Source organism: Reichenbachiella versicolor (assembly GCF_003171675.1).
GTDB lineage: Bacteria > Bacteroidota > Bacteroidia > Cytophagales > Cyclobacteriaceae > Reichenbachiella > Reichenbachiella versicolor.
In genome coordinates this window covers 1-23,670 of sequence record NZ_QFZQ01000009.1, presented here as the reverse complement: position 1 = coordinate 23,670, position 23,670 = coordinate 1, and the positions used below count along the sequence as shown (strand labels likewise).

The window sequence follows — 23,670 nt, the reverse complement described above, 5'->3', positions numbered from 1 at the left end:
TACTTTTAATCTTCAATAATGAAATCTTGTCCCAACTCTAAATAATCAATTCCGGCTTGTCTAGATCGCTGTTCCTCGTTATCTATCATTACTGCTATTTGGTGTTCAGTAGCTGGTACCAAAATCGACCATGGTTTAGTAGCTTTCAACGCACCTATTTTATCCCCTTCTCTAGCCGTGTCTACTAATACATGTTTACCTGATTTATCTCTAGCCACCTGAACCATTGAAAATCGAGTAATAAAGTCTACATATTCTAATGTCCTGATATAACTCATAATATCCGATATATGAATTGTTCCTCCTAGCCCCATTTTTTTTGACTGTGATAGCAAGGTTCCACTTAGATAATTATTGATATCTTCATTGAGTTTTTGAATAAAAAAACCGTGGTTATGCCCTTCTGTGAACTTAACTGCACACAGAATCTTTATCCGTTCATAAGTTGGGTTTCGAACTTCTAAATTCACAAAAGACGAACCGAATGAAGCTAAACTAGCCTTGATTTGCATCAAGAGTTCACTACTAGCCATTGGCTCGGTATTAGACGAAGAAAACTCACCTTTGGGACTTACTACAATAAGCACGCTCCCTGGGAGGTTCGTACTATTACTGTTCATATTCGAAAGACAAGCTGCGTAGTCAATCTCAGGAAACTCTTCTAAAACAATACGCTCATAATCCCAGGTAGTAACTGCTCTTCCTTTGTGCCTTAGCCTTTCTCCCACCCGAGTATTAAATTTTTCAAGTGATTCTTCTGCCCTTCCATCAAAGGAGTGTAAAGGCTGAATGATAGACCTTACCCCACTTATATGATTGACTGTTCTGCTAATCGAATATTTGGTTAATCTTTTTCTTAAATAATCCTTACCTACTTCGTCCACATTGTCTAATGAAGCACTGACTACATTAGTAGCTAAGGTTCTTAATGCAGATACAGAACTAATATTTTTTCGAACACTTATTCTTAGCCAATAGAGACCATCTCCAAAAACCTCACTTTCTTTAGTAATATCACTAGGTAAGGAAATTGTAACTACTCCAGTTTTCAAGAATTTATTCGTATCATCTCTTACAATTCTGGAAGTAGATAATGGTTTCCACTCATCATCAATTAAATAATCCCAATCCATCTCTGGAATTCCCTCCTCAGAAGACTCTGAGTATTCATCTACCATATCAAAAAGAATAGAAACGGACTCTGGGGGGGTTAGACCAGCCAAACCTAAATACGCTGCGCCCTCAAAATCATAGTGAGGAACAACATAATTATCAATACTCTTAGCATTGGGAAACTTCTTTTGAATGCCAAAAGGATGTATATGAAATACCTGCCCATTCCCTTCATCTACTGATTCAGCGGAATCTTGTAATGAAATGGATGATGACGATTTATAGTTTAATGATATTGATTTGACCTTAGGAGCGTAGGGCTGCAACGGCATCTCTACTTTTTTAGATGTTTTTAACAACCCTCCTTTTGCGTTCTCTATTATTGCCTCTGACAATACTGCCTGATATACATCATGTGCAAAGCCATATATCGGATTTGTCAATTCCAATTTCAAAAAGCCTCTCTGCGATGTAGAAGTATATGATAGACTATCCTCAATTTTTTTATAGGCTGGAGACTGAGCGATCTTCTTTAAATCTATTTGATTTATAGTGGTATTCTTATGCAGAGTATCTTCTGAAAGAGGATCTTTAATTGATCCATTCTCTTCAGTTCTAAAAAGTTTAAGAGTTTGTTGATCTACCTGTTTTTCAGGCTTCCAATTGCCATTATCTAGCACAGAAACAGAAATTTCATATGAAGTATTATCAACACCAATATTATAGGCTTGATAATGTTTTTTAAACCCTCCTTCAGATTGGGGTAAGTCAAACCACTCAATATCCAGAGACAAATCATCAAGTGATTTACAAAACACCTCATTATTACCTAACAAAAAATAAGATCCTTTCTTAGGTGTAGGTCCAAAAGGTAAGAATGGAGAATTAGGACTTAATTGGCCAATATCATTATATAGCACTAAATCTCTCATACCACTAACTTCAACATTAATCTTAGCCTTCTCCAATTTCAAAAAAGACATAAATGTGTACCCATACACAAAGGAGTCAGAGTTTAATTGAAACTTCAATACTGGAAGATTTGTCTCAAAGTGCTCCATATGAAGCTCTGGATTAAATGCTTCGATAGACTCTACAGTACTATTGACATCAAATAAAAATGTCAAACTATGTTCTTGTGGATTCTTTCTAACCACATACTTTTCAACTTCGTACCACCCTTGAGAAGTTGTCAAAGTCAAATTAAAGGACTGTGAGAAAACCTTAACAAAATAAGAATCCAACTTCTCGTGATCTTCTGCTTCCAACTCAGCCTGCTCGCTTAGCATTGTTAAAGTAGCCATCATCTCTTCAAACGATTTCGTTTCAAAGTATAGAGTAACCTCAATTTCTCGGCTACCTCCTTTTAAAAACAAATTGGGAGAACTAATAGCGAATCCTACTTTAGCGTTGTCCATCGACTTTTCATCTCTTCCTTTATCTGACTGACTTTCACCAAAAAGTGCTAGAGTAGTTGGGGATTGAATTTCATTGGAAGAGGAGCTAACTATGTTACCTAAAGGCAAGTTTGAAAAGAAGACATTATTAATCCTCATTGCACTTACCTCTTTATCAGACCTATCTACGTACAATGAATAAACTTTGTCTATTTTAACCTGATTGGCAAGAAGATTATCTTGTGAACAATAATAAACATCCTGATTAGTATTTTTATCTAATCCATAAAATCTGGTTCCCGCCGGCACCATAGTTGAATCAGATTCCTTATCTAGTTCAATCTGAAGATACACCTTGTCCAAAGTATGTCCCAGCACTTTTTGATTCAAAACTTGTTTATAGTAGTAATCTATATGCTTGTCAACAACACTATTTATATTTTCTTGTGCATGAGAATATAATTTTAGAAATGCCAAATTCAAGGCTACCTCTGGATAATGGGTATCCTTGCTAAGAGACTGGTCTAAATATTCAGGAGTCTTAGTTCTCAAATAGTGCAATGTTTCATAAAAAGTCTGAAACACATCTTGGAATACCTGTGCTACTTCAGATTGTTCAGATCTATTAACTGATTCGTCGCTTCTACCTGTTAATCCCCAAATTTTATCAAAGCCTTCATCTATGTTCTCTAATAAATTCAACGCTTTACTTTCCGAAATAAATAATTTCAATGAAGCTCCCAGTTTCACTGTAATTGCACTTTCAATTTCAGCTCTTATCAACAAATTAGTCTCTGAAAAAGACTCTATTTTTTTAAGTTCTACAAACCAGTGATTAAAGTCCAGAGCTAACTTATGTATCTCTTTACTGCACCTAACAAGGTATTTCTTCTTTTTAGCCTCTTGACGAAAGAGATTAACTTTATTCAGATAAGATTTAAACCTTTTTTCAATCTGATTAGGATTTGAAAGAATTATTGAAGCTAAAATAACTGTTTCATCTGAAAAAAAGTGTGACCAATCTCCTTGAACTTGATCATCACTTCCGTAGAAATTAATCAATTTTGACAGTCTTGAAGTATACAAAAGTAGCTCTTCAAAACTTCTCTCATCTATTTTCACATAGTCACCACTTAGAGGCTCAAAAAACCTTTTCTCTTGCTTTGTTCCTATGTTGGAAGAAATTTGGGTATCCTTCATGACTATCTACTTACTCGGCTTGGGTATTTGGTTTAAATCTTACATTAGTCCCTTCTATGATATAATATGGATAAACCATATTACTTCTAGTATTTGTCTTTCGTACAGTGTACTCAAGTTGAATATCTAAACGTCCTTGATCTTCATCATTTGGAGATACTCTTACTTCTTCTAATGTAATTCTGGGTTCAAAAAATAAGACTGCATTTTCGATAGCATACTTAACATTGGTCACAAGGTTAGAATCTAGTTTCTCAAATGTGATAAACCTAAGATTACAACCATAGTCTGGTAACATTACTCTTTCACCAGGGTGAGTGGATAATAAAATGTATAGACTCTCCCGTATATCCTCTTCTTCTGAAACCAATACAATGCTTCCATTCCTTTGCTCAAACTCAGGGGGAAACTTCCACCCAACACCTAAAAACGACTTATTTCGACTCATTTTGCTAAATACTTTATCCTATTACTACAGTTGGGACTCCTGGACCTACAATAGTTCCTCCATGACTACAAGTATCTCCCACCCTCGCTGCAGGCATTCCTCCAATCATCACAGTAGTAGATCCCATGGCAATGCTATCTGGAGGCCCCGTACATTGAAGACAATCCCCAACTACTGCTGCAGGTTTACCACCGATCAATACTGTAGAGATACATGGGCCTGTGATAGGTCCCCCCACATGAGGAACTGTACCTGTTACCATTGGACAAACATGAAAATCTCCGATTACCGCTGCAAAAGACATCTTACTTATTAATTTATCTGAACTAATCCCCCTTCAATCACGGTACTAGCTGAACCTTTCAATTCAGCTTGTGCACCTTCTGCAGAAAATTTTGTATCTGCTTTAATTTCAACATTCATACCTTTTCCTAACAAATCTCCTTCAGCCATTAGCTCAATATTACCGTTAGATTTCATTGAAATATTACCCTCAGCAAAAAGTACTATATCCTCAGCAGAATTTATCTGTAAACCACCGTTCCCTAAAGTAATTTCATTAGAGTTTGCCTCATCCATTAGGGTAAGAGATTTATTATTATCATCCAGAACAATTTTCTGTCCCTCAGGTGTGAGAATGGTTATTTTTTTTTCTTCCTCATTGAATTGAATCTCTAGTTTGCTAGTAGTTAAAATAGATTTAATCTCATTGTTTTCACTAGCCACATAAGCTGGCTCTGCCATCTTATTGTACATAGAGCCGAGTACTACTGGGAAATTTGGGTCATCATTAAAAAAGCCTAAAACAACCTCATCTTCTAACTCTGGCATGAAGAAAAAGCCCGCTCCCTTGCTACTATATAAATTTGAGACTCTAGCCCAAACAGGCATATTATCTTGTTGAAGCGTGGGAATTGACACCTGTATTCTGTGATCTCCCATAGGATCCTCATGAATTTGTTTCACAATACCAATATGCAATCCATGAATCGGTGATGATATTCCAGAGGCTGGCATAGCTGCAATATTTGGAGTATGATCAACATACCAGCCCTCAGACAATCCTATCCGCAATTCGGTCTCCCAATCGCCATCTTCTATTCTATGATACACACCAGATATATAGGCATCACCATCAAATGTTTTTCCGACACCTTCCAACTTAAACCAAGTATCTAATTCCGCATCCGATGTACCACCAATCGTAACACTTCCTTTTATCTTCGAGAGTTCTGACTTTAATAATTTTGACTCTCCCCAAGCTTGTAAATCCGACATCACCACGTTTGCACCAGATTGCATTGTATAAGTATCAACACCTATAACTTCCGCCAATTTTGAGGAGCGCACCCCTCCTTGTTTCTCTTGTTTAGGGGCTTTTACAACTGTGTTGACAAGCTTTTGTTCACTTCTATCCCATGCAGTCACCTCCGCCTCTGCAAGTTGATTTTGAGCATCCAATACTGCATCAAATGAACGAATCGTCCCATCAAATCGGACTTCTATTTTTGACTGCTTTGTAGATGGTTTATCTACTATTAATTCCCCATCTGAATTTGCTACGATAAAACCATTGGCCTCCGCCCTCATTAGCATAAAATCCCAGTCTGAGATATAGTGTTGAATCATTTCTTCATGCTCTGTAGACGTTTCTCCAACAGTAGCTTGACTTCCTGAAGCTTTGACTAATTCGTTTATGATATCAGAGTCCTTCTTTTCGTAAAAAACTGAATTTTTACGCCCAACGGTCATTTTCACGACGGGATCCTTACATTCTACAGTAAGCACAAAACCTTCTACATCATTTACTGTCAAGGAGTTTTTAGTAACTATACCTTCAAATAAAGATTTCTCATCCGTATTGTAACCAACTTTAATTTCCACCTTCTTACCAGGTTCTAAAATTCCGGAATCACTGATTCTAAATTCATCGTCTGTACCCAGCCCTCCATCACTAAAGGTTAGTTTAGCTGAAGCGACCCTATTAATTTCTTTGGAAACATAGATAGCACTTATAAAATAGCTAGTTTCAAGTTGAACCCCATCTACCAATACTTGATGTGTAACTACAGACTTATCATTATTTGCCAACATATCTTCACTTTTTCAAAGGTGGGAAAAGAATTTGCATACCAGGTTTCAACGCCCGAAAACTAGTCAAGCTATTTACTTTAGCTACCTGTAAATAGTATTGACTGTCTTTATAAATTTTTTGACACATTGACGGAAGAGTATCACCGGCTTTTACAGTAACTAAATGAGTCAAATCGGGAGAATTCTCATTCTGTCTCTTTGCTATTTTCTCTTCCTTTTCGGAGCTTGTAAATGTTAGCTTGGCCTTCGTTCTTAAAAGTTTCCCACCTGGTTTAAACATAGAATGGGTATAATCTAAAGAGGTGAGCCTTCCTTCAAATATAAGTTCTCCCCAATCAACCTTTACTAGCGGTGTTTCATGTTCGGCTGATTGATATTTTAAGACTACATCTTCTAATTTTTTAATTCTCGCATCTACATCATGATCCTTTGATAAGCTCCTACTCATATCTCCAAAACCCAATGCTCCAGTACCATCGAACAAAATTTCGAAAGAAAGGGTTGTAGGCTTTTTGCTTTTAAAAGTAAGGGTCGCACCATCACTTCCCATTCCATTTTTAGGATTATAGCCAATTCCCTTTGTTAAACTAATAGATGTTGGATTAACTTGAACTTGAAATTTTTCTTTTTTATTATCAATAGTAAGCTTGGTTCCCACCAAGTCCATTGGGGTATTCGGGATCATTACTTTTTAATTTTTATCTTTCTGAATTTCGTTTTATTCTCTCTAGTACCCTATTGGTAATTTTTTTAACCATCCAGTCTTCGTGCTGTTTGTTTATAATATCATCGGTATTTTGTCTTGATATTGTTCCGTTTGCTACAGTCATTCTAATTTTTAGCTCCTTGATCTCAATAGCCATGATCATCTATATTTATATTGGCAATTCAATCATACCTTGATGACATAATTCTACTGTCTGAATGAATATATCACCTTTCTGTGCATCAAGAGCTGAATATTCCCATTTTACTGGATAGGCATTCGCGAAAATCCAACTTAAAACAGGAGAATTAGAATCATCTAATAATTGAATATAAACTTGTTTTAATTCGACCGGAATAGCTAAACCAGACTTCATAGTAGTCATACACCAAGTAGATAACTCACTAAACTTGCTTGTTATTCCTCTTTTCAAAACCAGATTAGAATGCTTAACATGAGAAGGTAGGTGGTGAACAAAACCATTCCGTCCACCTTCCTTGTATTCTTCAACGGCCAACTGAGAGCTAATTCCAGAAATTTCTTGAAAACTAGTATCATCGGCTCCCAACGCTTGCTGGAATGAAGTAACTCCAGCAAGCGTTAAACGAAACCGATATCCTGTTAAAGGATAATCACTATTCCCTGCCATCAATTAATTGTTTATCAATTAACCTGCAGATTGCTCAATGCCTTCATGAGCTAACTCTATAGTTTCAAGAGCTACTTCATTGGCATCTGCCTTTAAGTCAGGACCAGAAATTTTCACTGGAAACGCATTTCGAACTGTCCAAGTCATCACAGGCTCGTGTTCCTCATTCAACAACGAAATCGTTATATCTTCTCTTCTATCAGTATTGGTTTGTACATCTGCAAACCAATCATAGAAAGTGGTGTCATTTTCAAAAACACCTTTCTTAAGAGTGATATTACCATGCTTTTTCAAACCTGGTATCTTCTGAGAAATTAAATCAGGATCGTTTCCTGCTCTGTACTCAATGAACTGGGTTTCCATTTCTAACCCTGTTACTTCTTGAAAACCTAAATCTATATCTCCCCAAGTAACTTCAAAATGAAACTTGGGAACAGGCCATAATTCTTCTGCCATTTTTTTATCTGTCTAAAGCGTTAAGTATTTGATTAAATTAAGACTCCTGCATTTTCTGCTGGAAAGTAACCACAATGAATTCAGCAGGTCTTGAAACCGCTACTTTCACTGTTATTTTCATGATTCCATCCAAAACATCGTTAGGAGTCATTGTAGAGCCCATGCCAACTTGCACATCAAAAGCCTGCTCTGCTGTCAAGCCAACAAGTCCACCTTGTCTCCAAATATTGTTCAAGAATGAACTAATCATACTTTTGATCAATACCCAAGTATTAGCAGTGTTAGGTTCATAGACATACTTCTTAGCAGCATATTTAATAGACTCTTCTATGAATGTAATTGTTCTTCTTACATTAATATACTTCCAGTCTTGACTATTTCCGTTCAGAGTTCTAGCACCCCAAACAGTAGTTCCGTCTCCAACAAAAGCTCGAATAGCATTAATAGACTTACCCGAAACCGTAACATTCAAATCTTCCTGATCTTCATTCGTCAATTTTACTGTAGGTGAAACAACAGAATTGATACTGACATTAGCTGGAGCTTTCCAGATTCCTCTCTCATCGTCTACCATACAATAAACACCAGCCATCCCTGCCGCTGGAGGAAGAATATTCATAAAAGTCTTCATTCCAGCTTGAAATTTCTTGAATGCAGGACTAATTACTCCTAACATTTGAGTAGCTGTTTCTGAATCAATTACTCCCTGTGTTACTTTCTTTAATTCAGCTTTTACTTCATCAGCTTTTTTAGCATTGTCAGCAAGTTTCTCAGCTTCTTTACCCAACACAGATTCAAGAACATCGAGATTGGAAATATTACTTACATCAATTTCATCAGTATCTACCACTGCAGTATGAACCCATGGGTAATATGCTGCACCATATGAAAGCTGATTAAGACCAATACCCTCTCTAAATCTGTCAATAACATCATTAGCATCATATGATCTTGGTTTAGCACCGTTGTATACATCCAACAAAGCAAACCTGTCTTTCATTTTGAAGCCACAGTGTGATAACATTTCTTGCTGTACAGCAAAACAGTCACCCTCAGATAACATTACTGTCTCAGGAATAACCAACATAGACGGTTCAGATTCAGCAACCAATGCAGTAATACCATCCAATAGAGCCTTTTTTGCAATTGTGTTTGCTACAGGCGAAGCAGCAGCTTTTGGAGCTTCTTTGCTCTCCTTGCCATCTTTGCTTTTAGCTGGCGTTGGGGCTGGAGCCTCTTTTTCATAGCTTCCAACACTCACTATCCAGCAAGTACTTCCTCCATTCGCAAAAAATAGTCTAATACTATCAAAAAGTAAAAATCTACTAGTCGTATCAGGTACTAGTTTATAGCCTTTGCCCGCAATTTCTGCAACAGCTTCGTCAGCACCATTAGCTTCCTGAATACTGAAAGTAGATTTTGCTGCTCCACCAAAAATTTTGATGTAATCAGACAAAGAGCTAATTCTTACCGGTTGATTAATCAGAGACTTGCCGTCTCTTCTAGTGTTTTCTGTGTAGCCTACAAAGGCCGGTACAGAAGTCGGAATTCCTGCTACAGAATTCGGAAAGGCGTTTAATTCTTCAATGTAAACACCAGGAGTAGCCAAGTTCATTGCCATCTTCTAGATTTTGTTATAGATTATATTTATAGATTAATATGTATATATGCGAGTAGTTCCCCACTCGAATTATCCTTTATTACTGAGTCAACACGTGGAACTGGTAACCTCTTCTTTATTACTTTTTCTACCTTACTTCCATTCATTTCTACCAATTGAAATTGATAATTTGAAAACTCACTCAACTTCAAAGAGCTATTAGATAAGAAGGAGACAGAGTTTACCCCCGTTCTCTCGTGTTCTTCAACAGGTCCTTTAAACTTTATATTCTTAGCATCTGATAATACCAGAGTATTTTTCAATCTTTGGGCACTACTTGAATTTAAAACATACTTCCAGGGTAATTCTCGTGACTCAAAGTTGATCTGATAATTCTGGTTGGGAATCCCGTCTCCATTATCAATTGAATCGATTAAAGATTTCAACTCTTGAGCTCCAAAAATCAACTCTACATACCCTAGCGGATACTTTAGAGGTAAACTGGGTAACACCAAAAATTTTTCCTGCCCTACGACAACTATTCCTTCAACTGATTGAACTCTTTCCTTATAAGGAGAATCTTCTAAAAGTGTAATTTGTTCATCTTTCCCTACTACACTTTTTTGATGGAGCTCACTTTTATTATTCTCATTTGAAAAGTAGAACAAAGTATCCGTTTCTAAGGAAGCTCCTTGCGTAACTCCTCTAAAATATGGAGTACCATAGGACAGCCAAAAACCAAACCTAAGTTCTTCAAGTCTCTGAAGTCTTACCTTAAAAGAATCTTCATTGACTTGATCAGCTAACAGGATAAATCTAAAATCCTCCTGCTTGAAAACTATTCCTAAATCTCGGATTAGAGATTCTGTTGATCTGTCCGGGATAACTTTCAAATAACTGATAGAGTCATTATCAAAGTAACTATGACTAACGTCAACTTGTATGAAAGGTCGATATTGAAATTGAAAACTTATCATTAAAATTTGGTAGATAAACCAGTTAAAGGAGCACTCAAATTCATATTTTCTTCCCTAAGCTTTACCATCCTCATTTTATAAATAACTGACGGCAAATACTTAGCCCCTACAGCTCCCCACAGATAGCTTGTATCTTGAATATTTTGAGGAAAAATTTCGAAAGTAAGTTTTTCTAGACCTGAATCTAAATTAGGTGTATTGGAATGGTTAAGTGCTTTATTTACTTCAAAATAAGACATAATCGCAGCCAAATAATCTAAACCTTGCACATAATTGGCATCAATGAATGTAGAAGAAAATAAAAGGTACAAATTCACGTTAAGTACTCCTTTATTTGAAATTTGACCTCTTTGTGTAACTTTTTCTGGCTGGAGATTGACCAAACTTAAAATCAATCTATCGGGGTCAGTAACTGCCATGTTCCCTTCGAAATCCACTAAATTCGAAACAATTACTTTGTCATCTGAAATAGAAAATATGTTATTCAGATGTTCGTTTACCGATTCAGCTATAGTAATTAATGCAGATCCTATCATAATTACGGAAGTTCTTTTTCTTTTAAAAAATTTCTACTCAACCACATGATTATCGCCCCTCCAAGAAGAAACCCGATACTCAGGTACAGTAGTTGCCCTCCAACTGAGAACTTCATAGCTAAAAAAACTAAACCTACCATCAACAATACTAAGAGTGTAACTGTCCCCTTTAATGCGACATTAAATGTTCTTGAAATACGATAACCATATCTGTAGATGAAGAAGAAACCGATTAGACTTAAACCTGAAATCGCGCCAAAAAGAGATAATAATGGTCTTGGATTTCTAGTCAAATAAGTAGGGTCTTTAATTACTCTCATCAGTAACATCAATAATCTACGTGGAGAATAACGACCAAAGAACTTACTAAACCTAGCAGAATTCTCTTCCATACCAGAATATGCAAATTTCGCAGCTAGTAATTTCCAAAGTTCCGAATGTCCATTATCATAGCCTAGTGCCCAAATCCCAACACCAGCTAAACCTTTCTCTTTTACCCAATCATACTTTTTACTCAAGGAAAGACTATCATCATACCACAGCTGACGATACTCGTCATTGGAATCACGGTAGACATAATATTTGCTCATACTCCCTTTTTCTTCACAGCACGGGAGCTTTCCATATTTCTTTATGATATCCCGGTACATCGGATACTTTACAAAACTTTTAGCCTTAGAAGGGAATTTTAAACTTTCTGTTTTCCACTCTGCACCGTAATATGGCAACCCCATTAGAGTTTTATCTAATGCAATTCCTTCAGCAGAATATTCATCTAATACACCTTGTAAGTTATAATCCCACCAAACGTTTCCACTTCCAACAGGAGATACTGGACCAGCCTCATTACTATTAGCACCATAAAACTCATAGCCCATGATTACAAATAGGTCAATGTAGCTATTCAGTACTTTAAATTCATATACACTCGAATAATCTATCGGAGGAATGGCTAATGTCACCTGATAATTTTTATCGGTTTTCTTAAGCTCATTATGTAATTGAATAATAAATGCTGTGAAATTCCCTTTCTGATCAGACGGAATACTCTCAAAATCTATATTAACTCCATTGGCTCCTCTTTCTTCTAACAGAGAAATCAGAATTTTGATAAATTCTCTTTGTGCCTTTGTTGATGCTAGAAAAACCCTATTATTCTCTTTTCCAAAGTTTGTCACACTCAGTAACACGTTGGTTCCATGAGCTTTGGCAGAATCTATCATACTTGTACTTTTCCAGTCATGGATAGTCCTGTATCCTCCTGTATTGGGATTCAACTCATATGAGAAATATGCTATTGTTGATAGAAGCGAATAGTTATAATCTTGGTATGCTGTCCCCATCCAATACGGATGCCAACCAAACACCCTATAAGAATCATCTAGAATGTGTTCTTCTTTATAAGTTTCAGCTTGAGTAATACGATAATGCTTACTCCATTGAGACTCATTTTTATAATCCTGTTTAGGACGACGTTTCTTTACAGCATTAGATCTTTTTATAAAAGAAATGGTATCTATCGCATGCAACTGCCCTGAATCAACATATTCATTTGACAGAAGCATAGAATCTTCACTAACCGTTTCTTTTAGTTTTGGATCTATAGAAAATGAGTCTGACTTAGCCTCAAGAGGTTCATTATCGTTGTACTCTTTAACTCTTTGATTAAAAAAAGACTTTAAAGGATCATTTTGCGCTGCAACAGAAAAAGCTAGAATCGCAAAGACTAAAGTAGATAGGGTTCGTATTGATAGGAGGTTAAACAAAATGGTACTAGGTAAAAATTAGAAATAACGGTTTAGTAAATTAAATTCCTTGCAGTTCTCACTGCTTTCGAGAGCAAATAAAACATAAATCTAAAAACTAACAACACTAATTTTTATTTTTTTTTGTAGCTCAATAAAGTTCTCATGTAAATAGATTTTTTGATGTAAACACACTTTTATTTTAAAGTAGTTATTTTAATTTCACGGTGAATTTAACCAAGTGTTCTATCTAATTATACCATTTTTTTCTAATGAAACCTGCTATAAAAACTAAACCTAACCTTAGAATTCGAGAGTCCCTAATATCGATCAACACAGTTGGCTTTTGTATTGGACTTGCCTTCGTCTCGCAGTTAATCATTTCGGTTAATTCTTTATTTTCTGATGTCTCATTTGAAAATTTACCTAGACTACTAATTCTGGCCAGCTTATTTGGTTTACCTCTTATAACTTTATTCAATTACTTACAGCGGAATTATCCAACAGTAAGCTCCTGTTCCATCATTATTTCAATAACTACTGTAGTTCAGTATCTTAGCTATTATTTTAAGATAAAAGGTTCTTTCTTAGGAATTGAATTTTTTGAGTTTCAAATAGCTTCTTTGGTACCTTTCCTTTGGATATTGAATAAAAGTCAAAAACTAATTGCCTTAGATTTTATTAATATTCGAGAGTTAAGAAAATATGTGTTTCATACTAAAATAGGATACTTCTCATCCGTTTCTTTGAGTATAGTAATTCTTTTATTGTTAATAATATCAGATAATATATCCTCAGACACCCATTTATTATCAACCTTGATGCTCATTTCATTAGGAGCTTCTATTCTTACTTTTTTAACGCTACAATTTGCATCAATTAAACACAAACCTCTTAGTGAATTAAAATGGAATAAGCAGTATTTACAATACCAAAACAGACTTACTAAACTTATAAAAAACAAATACTATTTATCTCTTTTCTTTTTCTCAACTGTTAGCCAGAGCATAATCTTTCTAGTTTTTCTTTTATTCGTTTACTCGGTAGCAGAATTCAAGGTAAATCAACCAAACAACCTAATCTCTGGTCTAATATTTACCTTATGTGTATCACTTCTCACATTCATTTTACTATCACAAACTGGGAGTCAAACAATTAGAAAATTTGGTTTATCTAAGATTCTTTCATTTATACCATCCACTATAGCTATTGGAACATTATTCTGTTTAAGTATTGGCTATTTATACTCTTTCTCTGGTTATGATGTAACTTATATAAGATTTTTCATTGTTTGTAACATCTTCACAATAGTTTCCATTAGCTATACTTATGGATTTCAAACTACTGGGTTTATTACCTATTTCACACCGATTGATATCCGTCAAAAAAACAGTATTGACAATATTGTTAATGGATACGGCACCTGTATTGTATTAGCAATTACCTCTGGATTAGGTTACTTTATTATCAACTATCCAATAGCATTTGAATTTATCTCGGAGCATAGTCAAATTCCTATTTCACTTGGCCTACTTATTATATTCGGCTGCTTGATATTACATTTCTCTTTCAAAAACTTACATCAAGAATACACTTCTCTTCTCGAAGAAAACCTAGATAAACAACGTGATCTCATTAAGCATGATCAATCATTTATAGACAGTCTATCAGATGTGCTAGTAAAAAAGGTTAGCTCTGCGGATTACCCTGACGTCATTACGCAGCTTAAAACTCTTAAAATTATTGATCCCGTCCAGTATAGAAGTGTTTTGTCAAACCTTGTTGAACATAAAGACGAAAATGTACAAGAGTTAGTCGTCAAAGAAATTAAAACCTTACACTTAATAAAAGCTTACGACCAACTTAAAAGAATTCAAACGGACAAGAACTTCTCTACCTTAAAAACACAGAAACTAATTAATTCAACGGTTAAATCACTTTCACAAACTATTGAAATTATTCAAGATAGAAAGTACATCACACAACTTACCTCAAGTAAACTACCATATGAAAGACTTTATGGAGCGTTATTACTATCTGAACTTTCTGACAGTGAACGAATAGGAGTTTTAGACGCCTTATTAAAAGACAGCATCCCCTCTATTATTTTAAATTCAATCATAGGAAGTCAAAACCTAACAAACAATGACACAGTCAACGGTGTAATCAATCGAATTACATACTCTCAATATTCAAGTGCCGTAATATCTGTTTTATCCTCAGGCAATAACAATACTGTTGATATGCTTGAAACAGCTTTTGAACTTAATAGAAAAAATGAGGATACTCAGAAAAGAATAGTAATGGCGATCGGCAAAATTGGTAATGAGTATGCCGTACATAAGCTCTTAGAATACCTTAAAGATCCAAATCATAACATAGTTTCGGTAGCCCTTGAATCATTGAGTAAATGTGGCTTCACTATAACTAATGAAAAGATGGCTAGAAGTGTAAGGTCAGAAATTGCAGAAGTATGTGAGGCTACTATTTGGAATATGTCAGCATTACTAGATGCTAAATCAAATCACTGTTCTAATGAACTTATAAAAGCTCTTGAAATAGAGATTAAAGATAAGTACGAGACGATGTTTAGATTACTATCTCTTCTATATGATCCAAAATCAGTCGAATCAGTTAAAAACAATATCAACAGTCAAAATGTAGATGATTCAGAGTTAGCGTCTCAACTTCTCGACTTATTCATCAACGACGAACTTAAGACCTATTTAATTCCTCTTTTAAAAACATCAGCATACAGAGAAAAAATCAATGATTTAGAAGGAGTCTTTGCCTGTGAGAAATACAATAAGCGAGACTTACTTACTAGTATCATTTTCAGAGATTATCGCTGGATGAATGGCTGGACAAAGACACGAGCTCTAATTGATTTATGTGAATTTTCTGATGACAAAACAGCTGAGATCCTTTCAGCGCAATTAGTCAATAAAAACCCAATATTAAGAGAGACAGCTGCATATTCCTTGCTAGTAAACTATCCAGATATTTTTTCAGATCTTAAAGCGAGATATAATCAAAAAGACATGTTTTCATACGTCTATGATACCCTTCTAGAGATAGAAAACAAACAAACTTCTGGATCAAACTCTATTTTGCGTCAAGAAATAGCAGAGTTTTTATCACAGGTAAAAGAACTAAACGACGTATCCGGTGTAAGTATAACTACCCTAACAAGGCTTATCAAAATATTGAGATTAGACGCAAATGAAGTTATTACTACCACTACGATTGATGAGATGAATTATTATTTCATATACGAGGGCACTATTCAAGTTGACACTCAAAAAAACAGCTCTAAAAAAGGCCAAAATCAGATGATTCACCCTTTGGGATTTGTGTCAAATGAAAGAGACATTAAACTCACTAGCGAACAAAAATCTGTTCTATTTTATATACCCAAAACTGACTTTGAAAATGCACTGTATATGGATGAAGCAATTGCCAAATCAATATTATCAAACTGTCAATATTCAGAGTCAAATATTTATCTGAATTGGTCTCAAGTTTCATTTAACCTAAACTAAGCTTTAATCATGAAATCTACGATTACTAAACCTATTACTAAAAGAATAGTCAACCCATTCCCAGGCCTTAGGCCTTTCAAACCTGATGAAAGTGACTTGTTTTTTGGTAGAGAAAAACAAGTCAAACTTGTCATAGATCAACTTTTAAACAACAAGTTTATTGCTATTGTAGGTGCCTCAGGAGTAGGAAAATCCTCATTTATATCTTGTGGATTACTCTCTGAACTACCTAATCAAAAAGAGAACAGTTATGGGAAAAGCTGGAATATTCTTTCCATGACACCTGGAAAAAATCCTATTAAAAACTTAGCCGAATGTATGTTTGAGATAGGAATGGAAAATAAGAAATTTTCAGATATTGAAAGCCTTGAAAATTCCCTGCTTAACAACCCAGAATCGTTTAATGATATTGTAGAAGAACAAGCCAATAGTTCCAATACAAATTATCTTTTATTCATTGATCAGTTTGAAGAAATTTTCAGGTTCAATGATGATGACGAAACTGGATCAAAATCTGCTCTTTCGGTTATCGACATTATAGTTTCTTCTCTTTCTCAAATCGAATCGCCGATTTATATAGTATTAGCAGTCAGAGCGGATTTTATAGGCGACTGTGCCAAATTCCCTAGATTAACAAAAATCATTAATAATAGTCAATATCTAATTCCTCAGCTTACCAAAGAAGAAAAGAGAGAAGCGATAGTTGGGCCGATAAAATTCAGAAAAGCTAAAATAAAAGACTCTCTTGTAGACTTAATACTTGATGAAATGGGCGAAAGCTCTGATCAACTTCCAATTATGCAACATGCCATGATGAGAACTTGGTCTCAGTGGAGCAAGCTTAAACCACCCTCAGAACCAATTACAAAAGAGGACTACGAATCTATAGGAGGAATGCAAAATGCACTATCTGAACATGCTCGTGAGGCCTATCGAGAATTAGAGAAAGAGGATCAAAAAATCTGTCAAAAGATATTTAAAACTCTTACTGAAAAAGGGGATGGTGGTCGAGGTGTACGACGACCTACACAGCTTTCTGAAATTTGTGAAATTGTTAACGCTGACAAGCATCGTATTGTAAAAATAGTTGACTTCTTTAGAAGCCCATCTAGATCACTTCTACTCCCTCCAGCAGGCACCGATCTCAAGGATGAAACTGTGATAGATATTTCACATGAAAGTTTAATGAGAAATTGGGTTGAACTTTCAGAATGGGTTGATGATGAGGCGGAATCTGTCAAACTTTACAAAAGACTCGCTGAAGCTGCCATCATGCACCAAGAAGGTAAAGCTGGTCTTTGGGTTCCACCAGATTTACTATTAGCTCAAGACTGGTACAAAAAACAAAAACCAAGTGTGGCTTGGGGGTTAATGCACAACAAAGCCTTCGAAAGCACCATTTTGTTTCTTGAGCACAGCGAATCTGAATATGAGCGGGCTCAAATCTTAAAAGAAAAGGTTCAAAGAAGAAGAATAGTTATTTTTAGGCGAATTGCCGCTGTCATGTTTCTCTTAACCCTTGCCGCCGGATGGTCTTGGATCACAGCTAGAGAAAGTGCCAAAATAGCTGAAAACAAAAAACTCGAAGCTATCGCAGCACAAGAAGAAGCCGAAAATAGTGCTAAAGCAGCCGAAAGAGCAAGAGTAAAGGCTAAGCTAAGTGAACAATTAGCAAAGCAAAGCGAATTGGTTGCCAAACAAAAGGAAGAACTTGCCAGAGTAGCTAAGATTGAAGCCGACTCTAATGCGGTAAAAGCTGAAAATCAGAAAAAAATCGCTTTAGAAAAGCAAAAAGAAGCTACAGAGCTGAGACTATTATCTATTGCCAAATCAATGGCTATTAAGTCCAAAGAAATAGAAAATGATAAGCCTCAGAAAAAAAGCCTAGTAGCGAAACAAGCATACAATTTTTATGAATCCATAGAAAATACTGGCAAGACTAAAAAACTCGAAAAAGATCCTGATATCTATGACGGACTCTATTATTCACTCAAATCGTTACAGGATGAAAGTATTTTCAATTTGAGTGAACACGAACAAAATGTCCGAAGCATAGTTGGGGCTAAAAACGGAGATATGTTCTCAACCGGAAGCGACGGAAATATCATCCGATGGAAAAAAAACAAGTTTCACAGTTACATCAAAAAAAATGAATCTGGAACCAGAATCAATAAATCTCTGGCACTAAACAACAAGGAAAATCTATTGGCATGCAGTGGAAACTTCAATTTCATTGAAGTGTATGATTTAAAGTCAAACAATAAATCACTCAAACACATGATTCCAACAGAATGGACAGATACTTGGCATTTAGCTTTCACTCCCAAAAACAATTTGGTTTGTATAGGTTCCAACAATCAATTGATGCTGTATGATTTAGATTTAGATAAATTCACAGAAATCACTTACAAAACAGGTAAAATCAACGCAGTAGCGGTGCATCCTGAGAAGGATGTTGTACTTGTAGGCTGGGACAATGGCTTGGTTGAAGAATATGATTTAAATACTAAGCATGCTTCAGAAATTCTTACCAGTCCATCGTCCATCTATACACTAGTTTATAGCCAAGACGGAAGATATATCGCTGTAGGAGATGAAAAAGGTAAGGTTTACTTAAAAACACCTATAAAGACAGTCGAATTCCCTGGTCACAGTGCTAGAGTCAATCAAATTGCTTTTGATCATCAAAACCATTTCTTAGCTACAGCTAGTTTTGATAAGACTGTTCGAATTTGGAATATTTTATCAAAAGACGATGCCCCTATCATATTGAAAGATCATCAGGACTGGGTTTGGTCAATCGCCTTTACTCAAGACGATAAATACTTGTGGGCAGGAAGTAGAGACTATCTAATCAAAACTTGGCCTCTAGATCTAGACGAAATGGCGGCTAATATATGCCCAAACATACATCGAAAACAACTTACACAAGAAGAATGGATCCACTATGCGGGGGAAGATTTCAGTGAAATTGTAAACTCCACCTGTGATTAACCTAAATAAATAACAAAATGAATACCCTTTCCAAATTTATTGCTGCTGCAATGATTTCATATGTATCGACCATTATACCTACTCTAGCTCAAAAACCGACAGGTGGAGATGAGCAAGGATGTAAGCTTAACCTTAATTTGGCAGAAGAAAAATACAAAAATGGTCAGATTGAGGAAGTCCAAAGCCTCATTAAACCCTGTGTAGAAGGTAAAAGTAACTTCAATAAACAGGATAAAATTAGGGCTTACAAACTACTTACGATCACCTATCTGTACCTCAATGAAGAGGAAGAAGCATCTAAGAACATGCAAAAACTACTTAACTTAAATCCTGAGTATATAATTGATCCTAATGTAGACCCGTCGGAATTTGTTGATTTATACAATCAATTTCGCCACCATCCTATTGCTATAATTGGACTCAAAGCAGGAGTAAATAGCACTATGGTCAACGTAATTGACAATTTTGGTCAAGATGATATAGACAGGTCTTTAGGAACTTATACGGCTAAAATTGGTTACAGAGTCTCATTCACGAGTGAATTCTTAATTACCCCATTACTCTCTTTAGAAACTGGTCTATCTTACTCCAAAAGTAATTTTGAATATAGTAATCGTCAGTTTAGTTACTCAAATGTGTCAGTAGAAGAATCATTCTCGACTCTTAGCATTCCACTCCACACCAGATTTAGTTATACTAAACGTGATCTAAGGTTCTACCTACAGTTGGGAGCTAAAGTCAATTATTTAGTATCTAGTAGTGCTACATTAGTAAGGATTGACTCTTTAAACGAAGAATTAGGTTACCAATCTGTAGTAGGTCCAGCAGAAGATCTTTCTGATCAAAAAGCTAAACTCTTCTTCTCTTTACAATCAGCCATTGGAGGCTATTGGAAGAATGTAGTCGGTAATGGATATCTAATGATGGAAATTGGATATTCATACGGACTTAGTAACTTGATAGAACCTGACAAAAGATACGCTAACACTAACTTGATCAACAAATACAATTACATTCCGAACGACTTTTCCATCAATCAATTCACAGTTGAGATTGGCTATGGAATTCCAATATATAGACCGAAGAAATTGAAAAAGAAAAAATCTAATATTCTCTAACCTCTTATAATCATGAAATATTTAAAATTAACTACCCTAAACCTATTGTTCGCCTTATTTTTATTTGGATGTGAATCAGATGAACTAAATAAAAATACAGAGCCTAATATTTATCAAAAGTATATTGGAGGTGCATTTGAAGAAGAGTTTGTAGATGTAAAACCCTCAGAAAGTGATGGACACTATATATTGGCTACGAAAAAGATCAATCCAGAAACTGAAAGTCATTACCTAATTACTAAAATCGATGAATTTGGTAATACTGAATGGAGTCGAGAATTTGGCTTTGGAACTATAGCGGTAGCATCTGACATGATCGTTGAAGAAAATAGAATCCTGGCTCTTGGTCATATGATACTTGAGGATCTGAGTACAGAAATGATTCTTTGGATATTGGACTTCAATGGCAATACAATGGACAGTCTTTCTATAGGAACCCTTGAAGAGTCTGAAAGAAATGGACACTTTGTAAAAATGACAGATAACTCTAGTTACATAGTTGCAGCTGAGACTACTTCAGATGATAACCTATGGGATAATATCATCATGAAGCTAGAGCCAAACACTTTTGATATCAAATGGTCTAAGAATTATACTACTCATAGTGCAAAAAATGTGGTAGATATCATAGAAGTAGATAAAAACAAGATTGTATGGATAGGTTCAAATAATGAGCCAACATCTGGTAGCAGCAGTATATCAATTAATCTAGCTGATACAACAGGTATAAAAATAGAAAGCGTTGAATTAGGTCAATTTAACGGAGCATCAAACCTAGCCTTTGGTTTGTACCCATATCAGAGTAGATTTATCATAGCTGGAGGAAATAACGAAAGTGGGTCGTTTCAAGGAATGATGATACTTTTTGATATAAATGAAAATATTTTGGTTCAAGAAACTATCACACAGACAAGAGATAAAGAGTTTTTACTCTATGGTTTTCAACAAGCAAGTAATGGCAATTTACTAGTTTCAGGATATCAAATTACTGCTGTAGATAACCAAGATCAAATGATAGCAGAGTGGGATAGTCAAGGTAATCTAATCTGGGAAAAAGTATATGAAAATAGTTATGGAAACGATATATCTCATCGAATATCAGAATCAGCTGATGGACTTCATGTATTCGGTACTAGCTATGCTTTTACTAATCAGTCTGTGATATTAATGAAAACCAATCCAGAAGGAGAGTTATATTAGAATGACTTTTTAATTATCAATTAACTAAATCAATGGGAACACAGATGTCATATTTTGATTCTGCCGAGGAGCACGAATATGAATTAGAGGGACAAGAAAGTGATCACACCCCTGTAGCCTTCCTCTCCCCCGAAGATCGCCACCGACAAAGAGTGCTAGCCAGTCTAGCTGATAGAGACCCTTCCTTGCACTACTCCAGAGAAGAAGTCATGGCAGAGTTCCAAAGTATGCAGAAAAAAAAGACTGCACCCGCTCCACCCTCTACACCTAAAGTATCTTCGCTACCGTCTCCTAAACCAACCAAAAAACCATCTCCTCAACCGGTCAAAGCCAAGAAAAAACCAGACTTAAGCACCAGAAGACAAGAAAGCTTCGCCAAGCTTCAAGAAATCAACCGTCGCAAAAAAGCCAAGGAAGATTTCGAAAAAGGCATCATCAAATACTACAAAGGCGTCAAGACATCCTATCTAAAGGCTATAACCGTGCGTCGGGAAAAAGAACGCACCAGAACCAAGTTCAAACATTTCGAAAGTAAAGTAGTACGAGAAGGACTCGGCTGGGGCTCCACAGCATTTGTCTCTGTCCTCAAAGAAGAATTCCCAAACATCTTATGGCTCGCCGAACCACAAAACTTCAACCAACCGTTGAGTGAGAGTGGTGAGAATGAAGAAAACATCACTAAAACATCAAGCAGTACTAATGGTGGTGCTAATCCCCCTGCCTCAGTAACAAAGAAAGCTGAAACAACTACTGCGAAGACTGCAGCTACAGCAACAACAACCAAGCTCCCCGAAGCCCCAAAAGAAAACGCAACACCCGTTACTAAAGCCCCTGCAGTCAATGATAAAGCAGCCAAGAAAGGAGAAAACCCTTCTAAGAAGGATAAAGAGGAAAAAGGCAAAGGCGGTGATGTACTTAAAATAAACAAACCAGAATCTACCGAAGCCAAAGTAGACGCCACTAAAGCCAAAACTGACACACTTACTAAAACTGGAGAAGAACTAGACACCAACTCCAAATCCGCCTATACCAAAGGACTATCCAAAGTAGGTAAGACCTCACGTCAAGTACAAAAGACGGAAGGAGCAGCCAAAAAAGTAGCAGACGTTCAAAAAGCCGTAGTCCCTCCCAAAGAAGAAGCCACCAGCAAAGCCAATGACCAAGCCATCACCAACGTAGAGAAGTCTCCAGAGCCTAAACTGGATGCTGACACTCCAAAACAAGACGTCTCTAAAAAAATGGCCGACAGCCTACCCACTACCAAAGAAGCTGTCAAACGTCTAAGTGAACACAACCCCGCCAAAGACTCCGTTGATGGGATGAATAAGCTCATCAAAAAGCAAACAGGAGACGTCAAAGGCAACTATCAAAAAATCAAAGACGCTCCTACCCCTGTCCACGAATCAGCCAAACAAGAGCTCCCAGGAGTAGAAGCCCCTTCAAAAGTACAAGCCCTGAACCTTGCTGAAGGAATGTTACCTCCAGTACCTTCAGTACAGTCAGACTTTACAGAATACAAGACCGCTGGAGATGACCTGATTAAAAACGAACTACAATCCCCAGAACCTCCTCAAGGAATTTGAATCCTCCACTGCCGCACCGATGGTCGAAGCCCGCGCAGCCCGAGACGGAATCAAAGAAGACGTAGAGAAAGCTCCCAAAGAAGCCAAAGCCCTCGAACAAAAAGAAAAAAGTGCATTAGACAAAAGTCTACAATCCGAAGAGAAAGTAGCTGTGGACCAAATGGTCAGAGAACGCCAACGGCAACTCACTCGGGCCAATGACTCACAAAAAAAAGGGAAAGGCGATCAGGAAAAAGAACGCAAAAGAGTCAGTGACCGAATCAATGGCTTTTATACAGAAGCCAATAGCCAAGTACAAGTCAAGCTCAAAAC

The 23,670-nt window shown here is 36.2% G+C and carries 18 protein-coding genes; 6 read left to right on the top strand and 12 right to left on the bottom strand.

Annotation, left to right across the window (positions count from 1 at the left end; translation table 11 throughout):
- Positions 1-5: 5 nt before the first annotated feature.
- Genes DKG80_RS17170 through DKG80_RS17120 form a run of 12 tightly spaced genes read right to left on the bottom strand, consistent with a single transcriptional unit; the run spans position 6 to position 12,942 of the window.
- Positions 6-3,710 carry a baseplate J/gp47 family protein gene (locus DKG80_RS17170; RefSeq protein ID WP_109832612.1) on the bottom strand — a complete coding sequence of 1,235 codons (3,705 nt, stop codon included), beginning with the start codon at positions 3,708-3,710 and terminating at the stop codon, positions 6-8.
- Positions 3,711-3,720: 10 nt separating this feature from the next.
- Positions 3,721-4,158 carry a GPW/gp25 family protein gene (locus DKG80_RS17165; RefSeq protein WP_109832611.1) on the bottom strand — a complete coding sequence of 146 codons (438 nt, stop codon included), beginning with the start codon at positions 4,156-4,158 and terminating at the stop codon, positions 3,721-3,723.
- 13 nt (positions 4,159-4,171) lie between these two features.
- Positions 4,172-4,462, bottom strand: a complete 291-nt coding sequence (locus DKG80_RS17160; protein WP_109832610.1) for a PAAR domain-containing protein — start codon at positions 4,460-4,462, stop codon at positions 4,172-4,174.
- Between the two features lie 8 nt (positions 4,463-4,470).
- Positions 4,471-6,252 (bottom strand): type VI secretion system tip protein VgrG, encoded by a 1,782-nt coding sequence (gene vgrG / locus DKG80_RS17155; RefSeq protein ID WP_109832609.1) that lies wholly within the window; start codon positions 6,250-6,252, stop codon positions 4,471-4,473.
- A 4-nt stretch (positions 6,253-6,256) separates the two neighbouring features.
- Positions 6,257-6,937, bottom strand: a complete 681-nt coding sequence (locus DKG80_RS17150; RefSeq protein WP_162555947.1) for a CIS tube protein — start codon at positions 6,935-6,937, stop codon at positions 6,257-6,259.
- A 13-nt stretch (positions 6,938-6,950) separates the two neighbouring features.
- Positions 6,951-7,115 carry a DUF5908 family protein gene (locus DKG80_RS21195; RefSeq protein ID WP_162555946.1) on the bottom strand — a complete coding sequence of 55 codons (165 nt, stop codon included), beginning with the start codon at positions 7,113-7,115 and terminating at the stop codon, positions 6,951-6,953.
- 12 nt (positions 7,116-7,127) lie between these two features.
- Complete coding sequence (locus tag DKG80_RS17145) at positions 7,128-7,607, bottom strand: phage tail protein (RefSeq protein ID WP_109832607.1); 480 nt, start codon at positions 7,605-7,607, stop codon at positions 7,128-7,130.
- 18 nt (positions 7,608-7,625) lie between these two features.
- A complete protein-coding gene (locus tag DKG80_RS17140; RefSeq protein ID WP_109832606.1) occupies positions 7,626-8,063 on the bottom strand; it encodes a phage tail protein in 438 nt (145 codons plus the stop codon).
- A gap of 37 nt (positions 8,064-8,100) precedes the next feature.
- On the bottom strand, positions 8,101-9,684 hold the full coding sequence (locus tag DKG80_RS17135; RefSeq protein WP_109832605.1) for a phage tail sheath family protein: 1,584 nt from the start codon (positions 9,682-9,684) through the stop codon (positions 8,101-8,103).
- A 26-nt stretch (positions 9,685-9,710) separates the two neighbouring features.
- Positions 9,711-10,640: a hypothetical protein gene (locus DKG80_RS17130; RefSeq protein WP_109832604.1), complete on the bottom strand. Its 930-nt coding sequence runs from the start codon at positions 10,638-10,640 to the stop codon at positions 9,711-9,713.
- On the bottom strand, positions 10,640-11,176 hold the full coding sequence (locus tag DKG80_RS17125; protein ID WP_109832603.1) for a DUF4255 domain-containing protein: 537 nt from the start codon (positions 11,174-11,176) through the stop codon (positions 10,640-10,642). The genes DKG80_RS17130 and DKG80_RS17125 overlap by 1 nt, the downstream gene beginning before the upstream one ends.
- A 2-nt stretch (positions 11,177-11,178) precedes the next feature.
- The gene (locus DKG80_RS17120; protein ID WP_109832602.1) at positions 11,179-12,942 is read right to left on the bottom strand and encodes a glycosyl hydrolase family 18 protein; all 1,764 of its coding nucleotides are present in this window, start codon (positions 12,940-12,942) and stop codon (positions 11,179-11,181) included.
- A gap of 800 nt (positions 12,943-13,742) precedes the next feature.
- On the opposite strand from DKG80_RS17120, the gene DKG80_RS17115 reads away from it, so the two are divergent.
- From DKG80_RS17115 to DKG80_RS17090, 6 genes are all read left to right on the top strand, one after another.
- Complete coding sequence (locus DKG80_RS17115; RefSeq protein ID WP_162555945.1) at positions 13,743-16,463, top strand: MFS transporter; 2,721 nt, start codon at positions 13,743-13,745, stop codon at positions 16,461-16,463.
- 9 nt (positions 16,464-16,472) lie between these two features.
- Positions 16,473-19,457, top strand: coding sequence for a WD40 repeat domain-containing protein (locus tag DKG80_RS17110; RefSeq protein WP_109832600.1), 2,985 nt, complete (start codon positions 16,473-16,475; stop codon positions 19,455-19,457).
- A gap of 17 nt (positions 19,458-19,474) precedes the next feature.
- Complete coding sequence (locus tag DKG80_RS17105) at positions 19,475-20,575, top strand: porin family protein (protein ID WP_109832599.1); 1,101 nt, start codon at positions 19,475-19,477, stop codon at positions 20,573-20,575.
- A gap of 12 nt (positions 20,576-20,587) precedes the next feature.
- On the top strand, positions 20,588-21,775 hold the full coding sequence (locus tag DKG80_RS17100; protein WP_162555944.1) for a hypothetical protein: 1,188 nt from the start codon (positions 20,588-20,590) through the stop codon (positions 21,773-21,775).
- A 44-nt stretch (positions 21,776-21,819) separates the two neighbouring features.
- Complete coding sequence (locus DKG80_RS17095; RefSeq protein ID WP_221409151.1) at positions 21,820-23,358, top strand: hypothetical protein; 1,539 nt, start codon at positions 21,820-21,822, stop codon at positions 23,356-23,358.
- A 19-nt stretch (positions 23,359-23,377) separates the two neighbouring features.
- On the top strand, positions 23,378-23,670 hold a 293-nt coding region (locus DKG80_RS17090), incomplete at its 3' end, for a hypothetical protein (protein ID WP_162555943.1).

Bases quoted from the DNA above. Each gene is read 5' to 3' on its own strand.
- DKG80_RS17145 (WP_109832607.1), bottom strand. From the start codon at position 7,607: ATGGCAGGGAATAGTGATTATCCTTTAACAGGATATCGGTTTCGTTTA.
- DKG80_RS17150 (WP_162555947.1), bottom strand. From the start codon at position 6,937: ATGATCCCGAATACCCCAATGGACTTGGTGGGAACCAAGCTTACTATT.
- DKG80_RS17110 (WP_109832600.1), top strand. From the start codon at position 16,473: ATGAAATCTACGATTACTAAACCTATTACTAAAAGAATAGTCAACCCA.
- DKG80_RS17165 (WP_109832611.1), bottom strand. From the start codon at position 4,158: ATGAGTCGAAATAAGTCGTTTTTAGGTGTTGGGTGGAAGTTTCCCCCT.
- DKG80_RS17140 (WP_109832606.1), bottom strand. From the start codon at position 8,063: ATGGCAGAAGAATTATGGCCTGTTCCCAAGTTTCATTTTGAAGTTACT.
- DKG80_RS17115 (WP_162555945.1), top strand. From the start codon at position 13,743: ATGCTCATTTCATTAGGAGCTTCTATTCTTACTTTTTTAACGCTACAA.
- DKG80_RS17170 (WP_109832612.1), bottom strand. From the start codon at position 3,710: ATGAAGGATACCCAAATTTCTTCCAACATAGGAACAAAGCAAGAGAAA.
- DKG80_RS17160 (WP_109832610.1), bottom strand. From the start codon at position 4,462: ATGTCTTTTGCAGCGGTAATCGGAGATTTTCATGTTTGTCCAATGGTA.
- DKG80_RS17095 (WP_221409151.1), top strand. From the start codon at position 21,820: ATGTCATATTTTGATTCTGCCGAGGAGCACGAATATGAATTAGAGGGA.
- DKG80_RS17100 (WP_162555944.1), top strand. From the start codon at position 20,588: ATGAAATATTTAAAATTAACTACCCTAAACCTATTGTTCGCCTTATTT.
- DKG80_RS17130 (WP_109832604.1), bottom strand. From the start codon at position 10,640: ATGATAAGTTTTCAATTTCAATATCGACCTTTCATACAAGTTGACGTT.
- vgrG (WP_109832609.1), bottom strand. From the start codon at position 6,252: ATGTTGGCAAATAATGATAAGTCTGTAGTTACACATCAAGTATTGGTA.
- DKG80_RS17105 (WP_109832599.1), top strand. From the start codon at position 19,475: ATGAATACCCTTTCCAAATTTATTGCTGCTGCAATGATTTCATATGTA.
- DKG80_RS17135 (WP_109832605.1), bottom strand. From the start codon at position 9,684: ATGGCAATGAACTTGGCTACTCCTGGTGTTTACATTGAAGAATTAAAC.
- DKG80_RS17125 (WP_109832603.1), bottom strand. From the start codon at position 11,176: ATGATAGGATCTGCATTAATTACTATAGCTGAATCGGTAAACGAACAT.
- DKG80_RS21195 (WP_162555946.1), bottom strand. From the start codon at position 7,115: ATGGCTATTGAGATCAAGGAGCTAAAAATTAGAATGACTGTAGCAAAC.